The sequence below is a fragment of the Planomicrobium sp. CPCC 101110 genome, from assembly GCF_007859395.1.
Classification (GTDB): domain Bacteria; phylum Bacillota; class Bacilli; order Bacillales_A; family Planococcaceae; genus Planococcus.
This window is the reverse complement of sequence record NZ_VOHD01000014.1, coordinates 1-16,379: the sequence shown is the minus strand read 5'-3', so window position 1 is coordinate 16,379 and position 16,379 is coordinate 1. Positions and strand designations below refer to the sequence as shown.

Below are 16,379 nucleotides of genomic sequence, written 5' to 3'. Positions count from 1 at the left end.
TCATGTTGTTCGTCGTCTTTAGCGACAACTTTATTAGTATACCTTTTCGGCGATTCGATGTCAACCACTTATTTCATTTCCCTGTGATGTCCATGCCGTCGTTTCTTTGGCAACTTTATTAGTATATATTGTATCCCAATCAATGTCAACCACAATGTTTCCGTAGAAATCATTTGTATTAGGGACGGCTATTAATATATCAAGCCTTGTAATAAGAGTCAATGCCCTCGCTAAAATATATTATATTCACAAAACATTTTTTATTAGAAGTCATTCTCTATAGAAGAACTTTTAATAGAAAAGAAAAAAGCAATACTTTAAAAGCCATTGCCTTGGTTCATCTTCACTTTTCTAATGCGCGCTTCTTTCAACAGAAACAAATGCTTGCTTTCGGCGATTTTACGTTCTACAAGCAAACGGGAATCAAAATCATCTGTTAGCTCTTCAAGCATTTGCGCGTTTTTCCACTCGCGCTTCGTGTCGATGAACTGCTTGATCAACTGCTCATCAAACTCTCTTTTTAGTTTGCCTCGTTTAAAAAACAGCATCTTACTTCTCCTCTTACAGCTCCCGCCGGCCTTCCAGCGCTTTAGATAACGTCACTTCATCTGCATATTCCAAATCTCCGCCTACTGGAAGCCCATGAGCAATCCGCGTAGTTTTGATGCCGGATGGTTTAACCAACCGGGAGATATACATCGCGGTCGCTTCTCCTTCGATTGTCGGATTGGTTGCTAAAATCAGTTCAGCCACTTCTTCATCCTGCAATCTTCTTAATAGAGACGGAACATTGATATCTTCCGGCCCAATGCCGTCCATTGGAGAAATTGCCCCTTGGAGCACATGATATAAACCCGTGTAGTCGCGCATCTTTTCCATTGCAATCACGTCTTTTGGATCTTGCACGACACAAATCGTCGTACGGTCGCGTTGTGGATCTTGGCAGATATGGCAAGGATCCACATCTGTGATATGCCCGCAGTTGGAACAGAAACTTAAGTTACGCTTTGCATCCACGAGCGCTTTCGCAAAGTCGAGTACAGTATCCTCTTTCATTCCGAGCACAAAAAATGCCAGTCGGGCCGCTGTTTTCGGCCCGATTCCTGGCAATTTCATAAAACTCTCCATTAATTTCGATATTGGTTCAGGGTAATGCATTCTGTTTACCTCCTAGAACATGCCTGGAAGATTTAACCCCTTAGTGAATTTCCCCATAGTGGAATTCGCATGTTCATCCGCTTTTTTAAATGCCTCGTTTGTCGCTACCACCAATAAGTCTTGAAGCATTTCAACATCTTCCGGATCTACTACTGAAGGATCCAGTGCGATATCGAGCACTTCTTTATGTCCTGAAACAGTTACTTTCACCATACCGCCGCCAGCTGCTCCTTCGAACTTCATTGTTCCCAGTTCTTCTTGAGCCTCTGCCATTTGTTTTTGCATTTTCTGCATTTGCTTCATCATGCCTTGCATATTTCCTCCACCGCGCATAATTAGTTCCTCCTCGATTGTGTAGTTATTACTCTTCGTGAATTTCCACGAAGTCTTTTCCAAAAAGCCGCTCCGCTTCTGTAATGAACGGATCTTCCTGCGACGCTTCTCCATCTGCAGAGAAAGGATGCTCCTCTTCCGGAGACCCTTGCTTTTCTTCACTGCCGGCTTTCAATCCGCTGCTTTTGATAAAATCTTCACGGATTTTAAGCCAGTTTGCATCCGGCACGAAAACCGGCGAATATGCCTTGCCGGTATATTGCTCAAGCAATTGGCTGAACACAGCGGCAAAACTTTGGTTTTCCGATGCCATCTGGCAATGAATATCATACTTGAATTTTAACACAAATGCATCTGCTGATGCCGCTACAGGCTCCGCTTCATTCAATAAAGCGGCATGCGACCGCTGCAGTTGGGCCATCACCGTCGCCCAGTTTGTTTTTATCGCTTGAATATCCGGCTTTGTCGCGTTTTTCAAGACGTCTTGGATACGGCCGACTGGAACTTTAAAGCCGTTTTGCGGAGACTGGCGCCGCTTTTGTTCAACAGGCGCCGCTGCTGGCGAAGCCACTGCCCCGTTTTTCAATTGATGCTGCAATTCGCGGACCAGCTGTTCAAGCTGTGTGACTTTCGCCTCCAACTCCGGAGATGCGGCGGAAGCGGAAGACGGCCGAATAGGTGCGTCAGCTTGCACCATCTTCAGCAAAGCCGTTTCCATATAAATTTTCGTATGGTTGGAAAAACGCATTTCCTGCTGCGTTTTTGTCAGAATATCAATCCAGTCATACAGTGTTGCCGCTTCAAATTGCTTTGCCAATTCTTCAAAGCGGGCTTCATGGCTCGCCAACTCTAACATATCGTGCAAGTCTGGAGCTGTTTGGATCAGCAGCAAATCTCGGAAGAACGTGATGAAATCTTCGACAAGGCGTACCGGGTCTTTGCCGTCCCGGATCAACTGTTCCAGCAGTGACAGCGCTTGGCCGATATCTTTGGCAAGAAGGGCTTCGGCAATGCTGTAAAACATGTCTTGGCTAATAGAGCCCGTTACAAGCAGCGCATCGTCGATCGTCATTTCGTCGCCGCTGAAGGATACAACTTGATCCAACAAACTCAAAGCATCCCGCATCCCGCCCGCTGCTGCTTGTGCAATGATTTTCAGAACTTGTTCATTGTATGGGATTTGTGCATCCGTCAACACTTCAACCATGCGTTTTACCAAATCCACTTGTGTATGTGATTTGAAATCAAAGCGCTGGCAGCGGGAAATGATTGTCAACGGCAATTTATGGGGTTCTGTAGTTGCCAAAATAAAGACGACATGTTCAGGCGGTTCTTCCAATGTTTTCAACAAGGCATTGAATGCACTGTTCGATAACATATGGACTTCATCAATGATGTAAATCTTGAACCGGGAATTTGCCGGAGAAAAACGGACTTTCTCGATGATTTCACGCATTTCTTCTACACGCGAATTCGAAGCGGCGTCAAATTCAATCACATCGGTGTTGGAGCCGGCATTGATGCTCTTGCAGGAATCGCACTCGTTGCACGGTTCCGCTACAGGAGCCTGTTCACAGTTTAAAGCTTTCGCAAAAATCTTTGCCGTACTGGTCTTCCCTGTTCCTCGTGGTCCCGAGAACAAATAAGCATGGGTGGTCTTATTGTAAAGGAGAGCATTTTGAAGGGTTTGTTTAATGTGCGACTGGCCAGTCATTTCCGAGAATGTCTGAGGTCTGTACACACGGTAGAAAGCTTGATACGCCAACGTTATTCTCTCCTTCTTTTAAAAGTGATTTCCGTCCTTTTATTATACCATAAATACAGGGTTCTTCTGAACGGTTTAGTCCATAGACAGCCATTATTTTCTCTTCTTTTCCAGACAAACAAAAAACCCGTCCGCTGTAAAAGCGAACAGGTTTGAATTCGAAATTATTGCCGTGCACCTTTCTTCGACTGATGCACACAAGCGTTACTCTTGTCGTTGGCTCGATCTAGGCAACCCCGCGGCACATGAAAAGTTCCACTTAATGCTGCTTCCTTCCGGACCTGACATGGTTCATGGGTTTCCATTGCGCAGGACCCAAACGTCAACACTACGTGCAAGAGGCTGGCCTTGCAATACATACAACCTAGGAAAGGAATTCAGTCCTGCTAAAGCGGATTGCAGGTTACAGGACACCGCTATCTTCCCACCTAGCACGGCATTTACTAGTATACAAACTTATCGGCAAAAAAGCAATTCTGAAGCTTGAAGTTGAAAAATCAACTGATTAGGCTGATGACTGCAGAACGAAAGCTGGCTGAAGCCAAGTTCATGTAAAGCGCAGGAGCTGGATGTTTGAACTCTGGCATTCTTATCCCTTCCTCACCCACCTATCTGCAATCTGCTGATTTTCTCTTATGGGAATCTTTTTAAAAATTTTTCTAAAGGTGTTGACAATCCAATCTGATACATGATAAATTAATTCTTGTCTTAAACACGGAGGAATACCCAAGTTTGGCTGAAGGGATCGGTCTTGAAAACCGACAGGGGAGTCAAATCCCGCGGGGGTTCGAATCCCTCTTCCTCCTCCATTTTTATATTATATTTCTTATCATACATACCCAAAGCAGCCGGCGGATTCGCCGGCTGCTTTTTTATTGTAATTATTTCCTGGGAAATAAAATCCCCATGAGCCATTTGCTCATGGGGATCTATTATTTACGTAAAACAGAAGAAGTTTGCTGCATAAAATTGCCGATTCGCTCGACTATCTTTTCAGCACATGCAGGATCATTCACCAAATCGTAATCATTGATGTTCAAGCGCAATACGGGGCAGCCATTGAAATTATTGATCCAGTTTTCGTAGCGCTCATGCATTTCAACCCAATAGTCAACCGGCGTTTGCTGTTCCATCGTGCGTCCGCGCTCCTGGATGCGGCCTAAGATATCTTCGATAGAACCTTCCAGGTAAATAAGCAAATCAGGATGAGGAAAATACGGCGTCATGACCATTGCTTCAAAAAGATTCGTATACGTTTCATAGTCGACATTGTTCATTGTGCCTTTTTCCCAGTGCATCTTCGCAAAAATGCCGGTGTCTTCGTAAATCGAACGGTCCTGGACAAAGCCGCCCCCATATTCAAACATGCGCTTCTGTTCTTTGAAGCGTTCTGCCAAGAAATAGATTTGAAGATGAAAACTCCATTTTTCGAAATCGTCGTAGAACAGATCCAGGTAAGGATTCGTATCCACCTTTTCAAAAGAAGTGCGGAAGTTCAATGCATCAGCCAGCGCTTTTGTCATCGTCGACTTGCCAACTCCCACTGTTCCCGCAATGGTTATCACGGCAGTTTCTGGAATACCGTATTTTTCTCGTAAATTCATATCATTAAACTCCCTTTTTGTAAGGTGTCGTCCACTTTATCCAAGATCAGTTTCAGATCGCCTTCGTTTTGCACAAAATCAATTTCATCCCCATTAAAGCGCAGAACCGGAATTTCTGGATGCTCGCGTTCAAAGCGCTCGATGAACTCATGGTAATCAGCCGCAAGCTGTTCCATATATTCCGGTGTAATCATCTTCTCAAATTCCCGGCCGCGCTGCTGGATGCGCTTCATGAGCGTATCCAGACTCGCATGCAAATAAATGACCATATTCGGCGTTGGCATGTCTGCCGTTAAAATTTTGTAAATAGCCTCGTATTTGGCATATTCCGTTTCCGGCAATGTGCGTTTAGCGAAGATCAGATTTTTGAAAATATGATAATCCGCTACAACCGGTTCCCTATTTGAAATGAATTTTTTTTGAATATCCGATAATTGTTTATAGCGATTGCATAAAAAGAACATTTCCGTTTGAAAGCTCCACTCTTCAATGTTCTCATAGAATTTATTTAAAAACGGATTTTCATCCACAATTTCTTTCAATAGCTGAAACTTGTTTTGATCGGCCAGTGCTTTCGTCAACGACGTTTTCCCAACCCCGATCGGACCTTCTACCGTGATAAATGGTACCGGCATAAGAAGTCCCCCTTTTTTCTTTCGAATGTTTATAGTGCGATTTATTTTACCACAGACAAAGGGGCAGCAGTAGAAAAAAATCAGCAACCCTTAGTGGATTGCTGATTTGAACGTGCCTCCATGCACTTCTTGCGTATTCATGATAGTAAGAAAGGCTTTTGAATCTATATCATTCATAATCTGTTTCAACTTGGTGATTTCCAATCGGGTAACAACAACATAAATAACATCCTTTGATGTGTCTCTATAGCCGCCTTTCCCGTGCAGCTTAGTCACGCTTCTGCCCAGCCTTGAGTTGATTGCAGCACTCAACTCTTCATATTCTTCAGATACAATAATAACCGCTTTTGTATCATCCAACCCTTGAATAACGATATCAATGGTTTTCGAAGCGATATAATAGGTCAGTATCGAATACATCGCCTGCTCCCAGCCTAGCACAAAACCGGCCCATAAGAAAATGAATACATTGAAAAACATAACAAACTCCCCGACCGAAAAAGGAAGTTTCTTAGTAAGCAAAATACCAAGAATCTCTGAGCCGTCAAGCGCTCCGCCATTCCGGATGACAAGGCCTACACCTGCTCCAAGAAGAATCCCCCCAAATACTGTAGCAAGCAATGGATCGTCTACGACGCCTGCAAGAGGATGGAGCGGAACTTGTAATATCGCAAGTGCCACAATAGCAAAAATGGAAGATACAAAAAAGTTCCTGCCTATGTATTTATAGCCAAAAAAGAGAAACGGCAAGTTGATGGCGACCAACAAAATACCGAAAGGCACAATCGTCAAGTAATCCAAAATAAGTGAGATTCCGATAATTCCGCCGTCAATGATGGAATTGGGTACTAAAAACAGCTCAATGGCAGCAGCAGCCATAGCCGCTCCAACTAAAATGAGGATAAAGCGCATGAGGAAATGCAGAGGTTGTTCTTTCTTATGTGTTCTGGGCATGAAATCTCTCCTTGAAATCAGATCTTATTATATTTTAACCCAACAAACAAATTTTTGCCTTTCCTTGACCTTTTGAATGTAATTTAATCGATTGAAGATGGTAAACTAAAGCCTAAGGAGCGATAAATCATGAACGGTATAGAACTAGATCAATATTACATGAACCTGGCAATAGAAGAAGCGGAGAAAGCCGCTGCCAAAGGCGAAGTGCCGATTGGGGCAGTCATTGTACGCGACGGCATCGTCATAGCGCGCGCCCACAACTTGCGGGAAACAACGCAAAACGCCGTAACGCATGCAGAACTATTGGCCATTCAAGAAGCGTGCAATCAGCTCGGCAGCTGGCGGCTTGAAGAAACGCACCTTTACGTAACGTTAGAGCCTTGTCCGATGTGTGCAGGCGCCATCTTGCAATCCCGTATTCCCCGCGTCATTTACGGGGCGCGCGATGCCAAGGCCGGCAGTGTCGATTCTCTGTACCGATTGTTGAACGATGAACGCTTCAACCACCAATGCGAAGTGAAAGAAAATGTTTTAGCGGATGAATGCGGCCAACTGTTGACGGGTTTCTTCCGCGCTATCCGGGAAAACAAAAAGAAAAATCGGAAGCAGCTATAGCGCTTCCGATTTTTTTTCGGTTAAAAAACGGTCGATCAGCAAATTTAAAATATACGGCTGTTCGTGATGGATCCAGTGGGTGGCTTCGCCGACAAACACCAGATCTGCGTCCTCACAGAATTCCAAACTTTCTTTTGCCAACAGCGGCGTTAAGAATTGATCGCCAAGCCCCCAGATGATCCGCACCGGCACAGTGATTTTATGGTTCGGCACTTGCGCCACGCTGCCTTCCCGGATGGCCCGGTACCAATTGAGCATTGCTGTTAGCGCTCCCGGTTTTGCCCAAGCTTCTCGATAGGCTTCCAATTCTTCCGCAGAAAAAGTATCCGGATTGCTTGTTGATACAAGACTCCCTACCATCGTTTTGAAATAATCAGTAGCCAATATTTTTTCCGGCAGTTCCGGCACCTGGAAAAACGCGATATACGAACTTTTTATCCACTGCGCCGGGTTTTTCGCCAGCACTTGCGGCATCGCTTTCGGATGCGGAATGTTCACGGCAATCAGTTTTTCGACATACTGCGGTTTGGTTGCAGCCAGATGCCATGCTACAGCGCCTCCCCAATCATGGCCAATCACAATTGCACTGGTTTCGCCAAAATGCTCGATCAATCCCACAACGTCATCCCTTAACAAATCCAATGTATAGTTTTCGATTCCTTTCGGCTTGTCACTCAGGTTGTAGCCGCGCAAATCCGGCACCGCCACGCGGTAGCCTTTTTCCGCAAGCGGACCAATCTGTTTGTCCCAGCCGCGCCAAAACTCCGGAAATCCATGAAGCAGCAATACCAGCGGCCCATCTTCCGGGCCAGCAACTACTGTATGCAGCGTAATGCCATTTGCCTGAACGTACAAATGCTCCATCGAAACACTCCTTTCAGATCGCTCTTCTTTTCTATACCCGCTCATGCGAAAAAAAGACCCAAAAGCAAAATGCTTTCAGGTCCCATTTGTTTTACTTGATAACTTCTTTTCCGCCCATATACGGACGCAATACTTCCGGAATCAGAATCGTACCGTCTTCTTGCTGACAGTTCTCAAGAAGCGCGGCAACCGTACGGCCGATAGCCAAGCCGCTCCCGTTTAAGGTATGGACAAATTCGGGTTTGCCATTTGGTTCGCGGCGGAATTTTATATTTGCGCGGCGTGCCTGGAAATCTTCGAAATTGCTGCAAGAAGAAATCTCGCGGTACATTTCCTGGCTCGGAATCCAAACTTCGATGTCGTATTTCTTAGCAGCTGTAAAACCAAGATCCGCTGTGCACATTTTCAATACGCGGTACGGCAGCCCAAGAAGCTGAAGCACTTTTTCAGCGTGCCCAGTCAATTTTTCCAGCTCATCATAAGACTCTTCCGGCTTCACAAAGCGCACCAGCTCCACTTTGTTGAATTGATGCTGTCTGATCAATCCTCTTGTGTCACGGCCTGCAGAACCTGCTTCAGAACGGAAATTCGCGCTGTATGAGGCAAAGGCTTGCGGCAAAACATTGCTGTCCAGAATTTCACCGCGGTAGAAGTTTGTAACCGGCACTTCAGAGGTTGGAATCAGGAAGTAATCCTCTTTTTCGATCAGAAACGCATCTTCTTCGAACTTCGGAAGCTGGCCTGTGCCCGTTAAGCTTTCACGGTTGACCATATAAGGCGGCAGCATTTCCTCATAGCCGTGTTCTTCCTGGTGAAGGTCCATCATGAAGTTGATGAGCGCCCGCTCTAAACGAGCCCCGAGGCCACGGTAGAATACAAAGCGGCTGCCCGTCACTTTTGATGCCCGTTCAAAATCGATGATGTTGAGATCTGTCCCCAAATCCCAGTGCGGTTTCGCTTCGAATGCAAACTCAGGTTTTGTTCCCCATGTACGGATTTCAATATTGTCGTCCTCAGAATCGCCGACCGGCACGCTGTCGTGCGGAATATTCGGCACGCGCATCATAATGAAGTTCAAACGGTCCTCTACTTCTCGCAGTTCGTCGTCGATCGCTTTGATTTGATCTCCTACTTGGCGCATTTTCGCAATCGCTTCGTCCGCGTTTTCTTTATTGCGCTTCATGACAGCGATGTTTTGGGAAGCTTCGTTGCGTTCCGCCTTTAGTTTTTCCGTTTGGGCGATCAGTTCCCGGCGCTTCGCGTCCAAGCCTTCGAATTCATCCAGGACTGAAATGTCCTCTCCGCGTTTTGCCAGTTTTGCTTTTACTTCTTCAAAATTAGCGCGTACAAATTTAATGTCTAACATAATATTCCTCCTCTAAATTTACGTCGATAAAAAAAGACAACAAAAATAGCCCCCGTCCCTTGGTAAAAGGGACGAGAGCTACCCGCGTTGCCACCCTGATTGATCGGCAAAAGCCAATCCTCTTCATCACATAACGGCATTCAAACCGGCAATGGCTTGTTTGCCATGCAACTCCGGGATGGATTCAAACGCGTTTTTCACCGGTTCGCACCAACCACCGGCTCTCTTTGGAAAAACCTTCGCCTTACTAGTTCCCATCGACGTTTCTACTTTGAAATTACTCATACTTTACTATAAAGCGTTCCATTTGGCAAGAGAGTCCCAGTTCCGCCCGGAATCATATTCAAAAAGTAGTTGGTGATGCGATGGTCATCCGTCAGTTCAGGATGAAATGAACAACCTAAAAATTGGCCATTTCTAGCCATAACGATTTTTCCGTTATGCTCACACAGGATTTGGGTCTGCGGCCCGGCACTAATAATATGCGGGGCTCGGATAAAAACAGCGTTGAACGGCTCCTCAATGCCAGCAACCGCCAATTCCGCTTCAAAGCTGTCTATTTGGCGGCCAAACGAATTCCGCTCCACGGCTACGTCCATAACGCCAAGATGCGGTCTGTCTTGCCCGACAACTTCCCGGGCAAGCAAAATCAATCCCGCACATGTTCCAAACATCGGCCGGCCGCTTTGGGCAAAATCACGCAACGGCTCCATCAAGCCATAACGGTCAATCAACCGGCGCATTGCCGTACTTTCGCCGCCTGGGAGCACCAATGCATCGAGTTCTTCCAAATCCCTTGGCCATTTCACTGGAATCGCTTTTGCTCCGCAAGCTTCAATCGATTGAACATGTTCGCGAACCGCCCCTTGCAACGCCAGAACTCCCACTCGCTTCACCTTTACCAGCCTCGTTCCTGCATGCGCTCGCCAGCCGCAATCGTTGAAATCTCGATGCCTTTCATAGCAATGCCCAAGTCTTTGGAAAGTTCCGCAATCAATTTGTAATCCTGGTAGTGAGTCGTCGCTTCCACTATGGCCCGCGCAAATCGTTCCGGGTTATCAGATTTGAAGATTCCTGAACCGACGAATACGCCGTCTGCCCCTAGTTCCATCATCAATGCGGCATCCGCAGGAGTTGCAACTCCGCCAGCCGCAAAGTTTACAACCGGCAAACGCCCCAAACGCTTCACTTCTTTTAAGAACTCATAAGAAGCGCCTAAGTTGCGGGCTTCTGTCATCAATTCATCTTCGCTCATCGTGACCACTTTTCGTACTTCTGCATTCACTTGGCGCAAATGGCGGACAGCTTCCACAATATTTCCTGTTCCCGGCTCGCCTTTCGTGCGCAGCATCGAAGCGCCTTCCCCAATGCGGCGCGCCGCTTCGCCCAAATTCCGGCATCCGCAGACAAACGGTACGGTATACTGGTTTTTCAACAAGTGGAACTCTTCATCAGCCGGAGTCAAAACTTCACTTTCATCTATGTAATCGACACCCATCGCCTCTAGAACGCGCGCTTCCACTATATGGCCAATGCGGGCTTTTGCCATAACTGGAATCGACACAGCTTTCATGACTTCTTCTGTGATGTGCGGGTCCGCCATACGCGCTACACCGCCATCCCGGCGGATATCCGAAGGCACGCGCTCTAATGCCATGACGGCTGTTGCCCCTGCCGCTTCCGCAATACGCGCTTGTTCCGCATTGACAACATCCATAATCACGCCGCCTTTTTGCATTTCGGCCATTCCGCGTTTTACTCGATCTGTTCCGTGCTCACTCATTGATTATTCCCCCTTAGTTGATATATTCAGTATAATAAACATTGACCATATAAAAAGAGCCAGTTTCTTATATATATATAGTGTCAGTTTGGAGGAATTCAAGTGGATATGCTCATGTTCCAACTTCAAAGAAACAATGCCACCCCTTTATACCAGCAGCTTTACCAGGAAATAAAAGAGGCCATAATCAACGGCACTATTTCTGTCGAGACCAAACTGCCTAGCAAGCGCAAACTCGCCGATTATTTGGTAATCAGCCAAACCACCGTGGAACTCGCTTACGGCCAACTGCTTGCAGAAGGCTTTATCGAGTCGCGGCCAAGAAAAGGCTTCTACGCTCAGCCAGTGGAAGAGCTGGCTTATTTGGATGTTCCGCAAGATGAACCGGTGATGGCGAATCAAGTGGATTATGCGTTCGACTTCCATCCAGGAAAAATCGATACCCCTTCTTTCCCTTTTTCAGCATGGCGAAAAATCGCAAAAGAAGTGATTGATGAAACCAATCATGAAATGCTGCACTCCGGCCATCCGCAAGGTGATGAAGTGCTGCGCCAAGAAATTGCCCGTTATCTTTTTCAATCGCGCGGCGTTATTTGCGAATCCAGCCAGATTATCATCGGCTCCGGCACGGAACAGCTTGTGCCCTTGCTTATTCGTTTGCTGCCCAAATCCCTGGTGTTCGGCTTCGAGAATCCTGGGTATCCTTTGACACATAATATTTTCAGCCACTATGACCGCAAGGCGGTTCCCATCCCAGTGGACCAAGAAGGCATCAATTTAAAAGAACTTGAAGCGTCTCATGTTGATGCAGCCTATGTCACGCCGTCCCATCAGTTTCCGACCGGGTCTGTTCTTAGTGCAACAAGGCGATCTCAATTGCTGAACTGGGCAGGCGCGAAGGATCGTTATATCATTGAAGACGATTATGACAGTGAGTTCCGCTATACAAGCCGGCCAATCCCTGCACTTCAAAGCATGGATAAAAGCGGGCGCGTCATTTACATCAGCACGTTTTCAAAATCGCTCATGCCTTCTTTGCGGATCGCTTACATGGTGTTGCCAAAACGATTGCTGCGCGCGTATCAACAGACATTTCTTCATTATTCCTCTTCTGTTCCCCGGCTGGACCAGCAAGTGGTAGCCCGGTTTATGAAAGATGGACATTTTGCCCGCCATTTGAACCGTATGCGCAAGCTGTACCAAAAGAAATTAGAAAAACTGACATCGTCACTTTTTTTATATGCACCGGCAGTAAAAATTTTTGGTGAACAGGCCGGCATGCATATTGTCTTAACGGTAGAAACAGCACATTCTGAGAAAGAATTGATTGAACTAGCCAAACAAGCAAATATCCGTGTCTTTGGCCTTCAATCCTATGATGTCCACGAACAGGACATTTCCCCTCCGCGGATTATTCTTGGCTTTGGAGGCTTATCTGAAAAGGAAATCGAGCAAGGTGTAGAACGGTTGATGGCTTGCTGGAAAATTCCATCAAAAAAAAGCAGTTCATCTCGTAAAAGATGAACTGCTTTTCATTTAAATTAATCCTTTTACAAAATCAGTTGCCCCGCCCCACATGGAAGAGAAGAAGCTGCCAATCGCTTGCAAAGATAATGAGAACCAGCTGGCGCGTTCTACTTTTTCAGCGGTAACCACTTTAGTTTCACTTGCTGTATCATTCAAATATCCATAATCTTCGCCGTCTTCTTTAACAATTTCCACTGTCCCAACGACTTGATCTTTTTCAACAGAAGCTTCTAATTCCCCATCTGTTAAAAGCGAATTATCCAACACTAGCTCAGGTTTGTAAGACCCTTTATCACTCGTGCGGATCAACATTGAAATTGGTTCCTGCACAACAATGCCTACACTGTCTTCTTTCCCTTTAGTGACCGGCAAAGTTTCATCGCCTTTGAATTGATAGCCTGCAGGAACAATTTCTTCTGTTGTGAATTGGTTAAAACCAAAATCGAAAAGTGCACGGGTTGCATCAAAACGGGCTTTATAAGAGCCTACGCCTTCGCTGTCGACAGCTTTCATGACAACAGCAATCAAACGGGTATCGCCGCGTTTTGCCGTTCCAGTAAAGCTGTGCCCTGCAAAATCAGTCGTTCCTGTTTTCAAGCCATCTACGCCTTCATACGGAAAGTCCAGCCCCGGCAACATGTAGTTCCAGTTATCCATGCGTGTAGCATCAGCTGTTCCTTCACGGAAGATTTTCACTGGAATCTTTGTTGTTTCCAATACTTCTGGATAGGTATCCAAAAGCGCTTTTGCCAATATTGCTACAGAACGGGCGGGCATGACGTTTTCATCTTTTTCGCCAGATCCTTTAGGATGCATTCCCATTAAATCAGCGTTATTCAAACCTGTTGAATTGACGAACTTCACATCTTTAAGACCCATTTCTTTCGCTTTTTCATTCATTAACGTTACAAATTCGCTTTCTGTACCTGCAATCGTTTCAGCAATCCCGATTGTTGCAGCATTTGCAGAATAAATCGCCATTGCTTCGTACAGCTCTTGAATGCTGTAAGCTTCGCCTAAACGAAGAGGCACATTGCTAAGGCGCATATCTTGAGAAACTTTATGTGTGTATTCAGTTACTGTATACTTTTGGTCCCATGTGATGCGGCCTTCTTCAATCGCCTCGAACAATAAATATTCAGTCATCATCTTCGACATACTTGCAATACCTAAAGGAGCGCTTGCATTTTTTTCATATAATATTTTCCCTGTATCAGCATCCACCAAAATAGCGGCGTCTACCATTATATTTAATGAATCGTCCGCCTTTGCCTGCTGCGGCACGAAAATTGTCAATAATAATACTGCCATAATAGTAAGCATCGTTGTCATGTTCAACACATTCTTCACTTTTTTAAATACCTCCATCTATAGTTTCCCTTTGCCATTCTATCATAATATGCATGTACTGGAACAAAAACATGCAAAAAGCACTCTTTCCGCCTATATAATGACGAAAAAGAGTGCTAAAAGATTCATTACTTATGAAATTGAGTAGTTTGGAGATTCTTTTGTAATCTGCACATCATGCGGGTGGCTCTCGCGCAACCCTGCACCAGTCATGCGGATGAATTGAGCTTCTTCACGCAATGTTGTTAAATCTTTTGTTCCGCAATATCCCATGCCGGCGCGAATACCGCCAAGCAATTGATGAATCGTGTCAGCAAGTGGCCCTTTGTATGGCAAGCGGCCTTCGATGCCCTCTGGCACCAATTTTTTCGCTTCATCCTGGAAATAACGGTCTTTTGAGCCTTTTTCCATTGCTGCGATAGATCCCATGCCGCGATAAGTTTTAAAACGGCGTCCTTGGAAAATTTCAGTTTCGCCGGGGCTTTCAGTTGTACCAGCAAGCAAGCTTCCTAACATAGCCGCATGTCCGCCAGCTGCCAATGCTTTGATGATGTCGCCTGAATACTTAATGCCGCCATCGGCAATAATGGCTTTTCCATGTTTGCGTGCTTCAGTTGCGCAATCATAGACAGCCGTAATTTGTGGCACACCAACTCCTGCTACAACACGCGTCGTGCAGATTGACCCTGGCCCAATCCCAACTTTTACAACGTCAGCTCCGGCCTCAATCAATGCTTTTGTTCCTTCCGCAGTCGCTACGTTTCCTGCAATAATGGATAGCGCCGGGTATGTCGCCCGAATCTGTTCTACCATATCGAGAACACCTTTTGAATGGCCATGTGCCGTATCTAACACAATAACATCCACTTGGGCTTTTACTAAATGTTCAACACGCTTCATAGTATCTGAAGTGACACCGACAGCTGCGCCGACTAAGAGACGTCCATGCGCATCTTTGGCAGCATGGGGGAATTCAATAACCTTCTCAATGTCTTTGATTGTAATAAGGCCTTTTAATACGCCATTATTATCCACAAGCGGCAACTTCTCAATTTTATACTGCTGCAAAATTTTCTCCGCTTCTTCAAGTGTAGTGCCGACTTCAGCCGTCACTAGCTGCTCTCTTGTCATTACATCATTGATTGGCAAAGAGTAATCTTGGATAAAGCGCAAGTCCCGGTTGGTGATAATGCCGACCAATTTTTGTTCCTCTTCATTATTGACGATTGGCACACCCGAAATGCGGTACTTACCCATCAAATGTTCTGCATCGAACACTTGATGCGTAGGAGTCAAAAAGAAAGGGTCTGTAATAACACCATTCTCAGAACGCTTAACTGTAGTTACGTTTTCCGATTGTTCTTCGATGCTCATGTTTTTATGGATGATGCCAAGACCGCCTTGCCGAGCCATTGAAATTGCCATTTTGGCTTCAGTTACAGTATCCATTCCGGCACTTATAATAGGAATATTCAACTTTATCGTTGGCGTTAATTCTACAGACAAATTCACATCTTTCGGTAATACTTCTGATCGAGCCGGTACTAGCAATACATCATCAAACGTTAAACCTTCTTTTACAAATTTGGATTCCCACATTTTCGCTTTGCCTCCTGCTTCCTTTTAAATATTATTGTAAGGTTATCAGCGGGGAAAAGGGGTGTCAAGAAAACGAGAATAGAAAAACTATTCGGAATAGTCCTTTAGAGAAGTTTCTGCACATCTTCTTCCATTTTTCTAGGAGAAGTTTGAGGAGCAAAGCGCTTTACCACATTACCTTCGCGATCTATAAGGAACTTAGTGAAGTTCCATTTGATCCCTTCTGTCAATAAGCCTTTTTGAGCCGACGATAAGTACTTGAACAAAGGATCTGCAGTGTTTCCTTTTACATCAACTTTTGCAAACATGGGGAAGCTGACACCATAATTTATTTGGCAGAATTCCATTGTATCTTCTTGGTTATCGAATTCCTGATTGTTGAACTGGCCGCTTGGAAATCCTAAAACTCGAAGCCCTTGATCTTTGTATGTTTCATATAGATTTTGAAGTTCACTAAACTGAGGAGTAAATCCGCACTTGCTTGCTGTATTAACGATAATTAAGGGTTGTCCTTTATATTTTTCTAATGATTCAATTTCCCCATTAGCTTTTTTAACTTTGTAATCATATATCGAGCTCATTTTAGCATCTCCCCATTTTCTTAATTTCCATTAGAGTATCGTTTTGGAAGAAGATGCACAAGAATTTAGAATGAATGATTTCTTTGAAGAAGTTTTATCGCATATCAATCCACAACAAAAAAAGCCAGAACCGGAAACGGTTCTGACTTTCTTTCTGGTGCCCAGCGACGTCCTACTCTCACAGGGGGAGACCCCCAACTACCATCGGCGCAAAAGAGCTTAACTTCCGTGTTCGGGATGGG

General features: G+C 45.3%; 16 protein-coding genes, 1 tRNA gene, 1 rRNA gene, 1 other RNA gene and 1 other annotated feature. Of the genes, 3 read left to right on the top strand and 16 right to left on the bottom strand.

The window, feature by feature from the left end:
* Positions 1–317 precede the first annotated feature (317 nt).
* The 5 genes from FQV30_RS17420 to ffs form a co-directional block, all read right to left on the bottom strand.
* Positions 318–548 (bottom strand): YaaL family protein, encoded by a 231-nt coding sequence (locus FQV30_RS17420; protein WP_146501406.1) that lies wholly within the window; start codon positions 546–548, stop codon positions 318–320.
* Positions 549–561: 13 nt separating this feature from the next.
* Positions 562–1,158, bottom strand: coding sequence for a recombination mediator RecR (recR, locus tag FQV30_RS17415; RefSeq protein ID WP_106534932.1), 597 nt, complete (start codon positions 1,156–1,158; stop codon positions 562–564).
* A gap of 12 nt (positions 1,159–1,170) precedes the next feature.
* Positions 1,171–1,491, bottom strand: coding sequence for a YbaB/EbfC family nucleoid-associated protein (locus FQV30_RS17410; RefSeq protein WP_146501405.1), 321 nt, complete (start codon positions 1,489–1,491; stop codon positions 1,171–1,173).
* 28 nt (positions 1,492–1,519) lie between these two features.
* A complete protein-coding gene (gene dnaX, locus FQV30_RS17405) occupies positions 1,520–3,256 on the bottom strand; it encodes a DNA polymerase III subunit gamma/tau (RefSeq protein ID WP_146501404.1) in 1,737 nt (578 codons plus the stop codon).
* A gap of 170 nt (positions 3,257–3,426) precedes the next feature.
* Positions 3,427–3,693, bottom strand: an RNA gene (ffs, locus tag FQV30_RS17400) — signal recognition particle sRNA large type.
* A gap of 279 nt (positions 3,694–3,972) precedes the next feature.
* Here ffs and FQV30_RS17395 point away from each other — a divergent pair.
* Positions 3,973–4,065: transfer RNA gene (locus tag FQV30_RS17395), tRNA-Ser, on the top strand.
* 123 nt (positions 4,066–4,188) lie between these two features.
* Here the strand turns inward: FQV30_RS17395 and FQV30_RS17390 are convergent.
* The 3 genes from FQV30_RS17390 to FQV30_RS17380 all read right to left on the bottom strand — a co-directional run bounded on the left by FQV30_RS17390 (position 4,189) and on the right by FQV30_RS17380 (position 6,449).
* Complete coding sequence (locus tag FQV30_RS17390; protein WP_146501403.1) at positions 4,189–4,860, bottom strand: deoxynucleoside kinase; 672 nt, start codon at positions 4,858–4,860, stop codon at positions 4,189–4,191.
* On the bottom strand, positions 4,857–5,495 hold the full coding sequence (locus tag FQV30_RS17385) for a deoxynucleoside kinase (protein ID WP_146501402.1): 639 nt from the start codon (positions 5,493–5,495) through the stop codon (positions 4,857–4,859). The genes FQV30_RS17390 and FQV30_RS17385 overlap by 4 nt, the downstream gene beginning before the upstream one ends.
* A gap of 90 nt (positions 5,496–5,585) precedes the next feature.
* Positions 5,586–6,449 carry a YitT family protein gene (locus tag FQV30_RS17380; protein ID WP_146501401.1) on the bottom strand — a complete coding sequence of 288 codons (864 nt, stop codon included), beginning with the start codon at positions 6,447–6,449 and terminating at the stop codon, positions 5,586–5,588.
* Positions 6,450–6,578: 129 nt separating this feature from the next.
* On the opposite strand from FQV30_RS17380, the gene tadA reads away from it, so the two are divergent.
* On the top strand, positions 6,579–7,067 hold the full coding sequence (gene tadA / locus FQV30_RS17375; RefSeq protein WP_146501400.1) for a tRNA adenosine(34) deaminase TadA: 489 nt from the start codon (positions 6,579–6,581) through the stop codon (positions 7,065–7,067).
* Here tadA and FQV30_RS17370 read toward each other — a convergent pair.
* The 4 genes from FQV30_RS17370 to pdxS all read right to left on the bottom strand — a co-directional run bounded on the left by FQV30_RS17370 (position 7,062) and on the right by pdxS (position 11,080).
* Positions 7,062–7,931 carry an alpha/beta fold hydrolase gene (locus tag FQV30_RS17370; protein WP_146501399.1) on the bottom strand — a complete coding sequence of 290 codons (870 nt, stop codon included), beginning with the start codon at positions 7,929–7,931 and terminating at the stop codon, positions 7,062–7,064. The two genes, tadA and FQV30_RS17370, sit on opposite strands and share 6 nt — an antisense overlap.
* A gap of 91 nt (positions 7,932–8,022) precedes the next feature.
* Entirely contained in the window at positions 8,023–9,297 is a 1,275-nt protein-coding gene (serS, locus tag FQV30_RS17365) for a serine--tRNA ligase (RefSeq protein WP_146501398.1), read from the bottom strand.
* A 64-nt stretch (positions 9,298–9,361) separates the two neighbouring features.
* Positions 9,362–9,567, bottom strand: a binding site (T-box leader).
* Positions 9,568–9,578: 11 nt separating this feature from the next.
* A complete protein-coding gene (gene pdxT, locus FQV30_RS17360) occupies positions 9,579–10,193 on the bottom strand; it encodes a pyridoxal 5'-phosphate synthase glutaminase subunit PdxT (RefSeq protein ID WP_146501397.1) in 615 nt (204 codons plus the stop codon).
* Positions 10,194–10,195: 2 nt separating this feature from the next.
* Complete coding sequence (gene pdxS, locus FQV30_RS17355; protein ID WP_146501396.1) at positions 10,196–11,080, bottom strand: pyridoxal 5'-phosphate synthase lyase subunit PdxS; 885 nt, start codon at positions 11,078–11,080, stop codon at positions 10,196–10,198.
* 102 nt (positions 11,081–11,182) lie between these two features.
* Between pdxS and pdxR the strand changes: the two genes are divergently transcribed.
* Positions 11,183–12,604, top strand: coding sequence for a MocR-like pyridoxine biosynthesis transcription factor PdxR (pdxR, locus tag FQV30_RS17350; protein WP_146501395.1), 1,422 nt, complete (start codon positions 11,183–11,185; stop codon positions 12,602–12,604).
* A 12-nt stretch (positions 12,605–12,616) separates the two neighbouring features.
* Here pdxR and FQV30_RS17345 read toward each other — a convergent pair whose 3' ends face one another.
* From FQV30_RS17345 to rrf, 4 genes are all read right to left on the bottom strand, one after another.
* Positions 12,617–13,975 (bottom strand): D-alanyl-D-alanine carboxypeptidase family protein, encoded by a 1,359-nt coding sequence (locus FQV30_RS17345; protein WP_146501394.1) that lies wholly within the window; start codon positions 13,973–13,975, stop codon positions 12,617–12,619.
* A gap of 114 nt (positions 13,976–14,089) precedes the next feature.
* Positions 14,090–15,556 carry an IMP dehydrogenase gene (gene guaB, locus FQV30_RS17340; protein WP_146501393.1) on the bottom strand — a complete coding sequence of 489 codons (1,467 nt, stop codon included), beginning with the start codon at positions 15,554–15,556 and terminating at the stop codon, positions 14,090–14,092.
* A gap of 104 nt (positions 15,557–15,660) precedes the next feature.
* On the bottom strand, positions 15,661–16,137 hold the full coding sequence (locus FQV30_RS17335) for a glutathione peroxidase (protein WP_146501392.1): 477 nt from the start codon (positions 16,135–16,137) through the stop codon (positions 15,661–15,663).
* A 159-nt stretch (positions 16,138–16,296) separates the two neighbouring features.
* A 5S ribosomal RNA gene (rrf, locus tag FQV30_RS17330) occupies positions 16,297–16,379 on the bottom strand; the annotation flags it as partial.

What these genes read in the sequence shown, in the direction of transcription:
- FQV30_RS17420 (WP_146501406.1), bottom strand. Translation starts at nt 548, where the DNA reads ATGCTGTTTTTTAAACGAGGCAAACTAAAAAGAGAGTTTGATGAGCAG.
- recR (WP_106534932.1), bottom strand. Translation starts at nt 1,158, where the DNA reads ATGCATTACCCTGAACCAATATCGAAATTAATGGAGAGTTTTATGAAA.
- FQV30_RS17410 (WP_146501405.1), bottom strand. Translation starts at nt 1,491, where the DNA reads ATGCGCGGTGGAGGAAATATGCAAGGCATGATGAAGCAAATGCAGAAA.
- FQV30_RS17390 (WP_146501403.1), bottom strand. Translation starts at nt 4,860, where the DNA reads ATGAATTTACGAGAAAAATACGGTATTCCAGAAACTGCCGTGATAACC.
- FQV30_RS17385 (WP_146501402.1), bottom strand. Translation starts at nt 5,495, where the DNA reads ATGCCGGTACCATTTATCACGGTAGAAGGTCCGATCGGGGTTGGGAAA.
- FQV30_RS17380 (WP_146501401.1), bottom strand. Translation starts at nt 6,449, where the DNA reads ATGCCCAGAACACATAAGAAAGAACAACCTCTGCATTTCCTCATGCGC.
- tadA (WP_146501400.1), top strand. Translation starts at nt 6,579, where the DNA reads ATGAACGGTATAGAACTAGATCAATATTACATGAACCTGGCAATAGAA.
- FQV30_RS17370 (WP_146501399.1), bottom strand. Translation starts at nt 7,931, where the DNA reads ATGGAGCATTTGTACGTTCAGGCAAATGGCATTACGCTGCATACAGTA.
- serS (WP_146501398.1), bottom strand. Translation starts at nt 9,297, where the DNA reads ATGTTAGACATTAAATTTGTACGCGCTAATTTTGAAGAAGTAAAAGCA.
- pdxS (WP_146501396.1), bottom strand. Translation starts at nt 11,080, where the DNA reads ATGAGTGAGCACGGAACAGATCGAGTAAAACGCGGAATGGCCGAAATG.
- FQV30_RS17345 (WP_146501394.1), bottom strand. Translation starts at nt 13,975, where the DNA reads ATGGAGGTATTTAAAAAAGTGAAGAATGTGTTGAACATGACAACGATG.
- guaB (WP_146501393.1), bottom strand. Translation starts at nt 15,556, where the DNA reads ATGTGGGAATCCAAATTTGTAAAAGAAGGTTTAACGTTTGATGATGTA.
- FQV30_RS17335 (WP_146501392.1), bottom strand. Translation starts at nt 16,137, where the DNA reads ATGAGCTCGATATATGATTACAAAGTTAAAAAAGCTAATGGGGAAATT.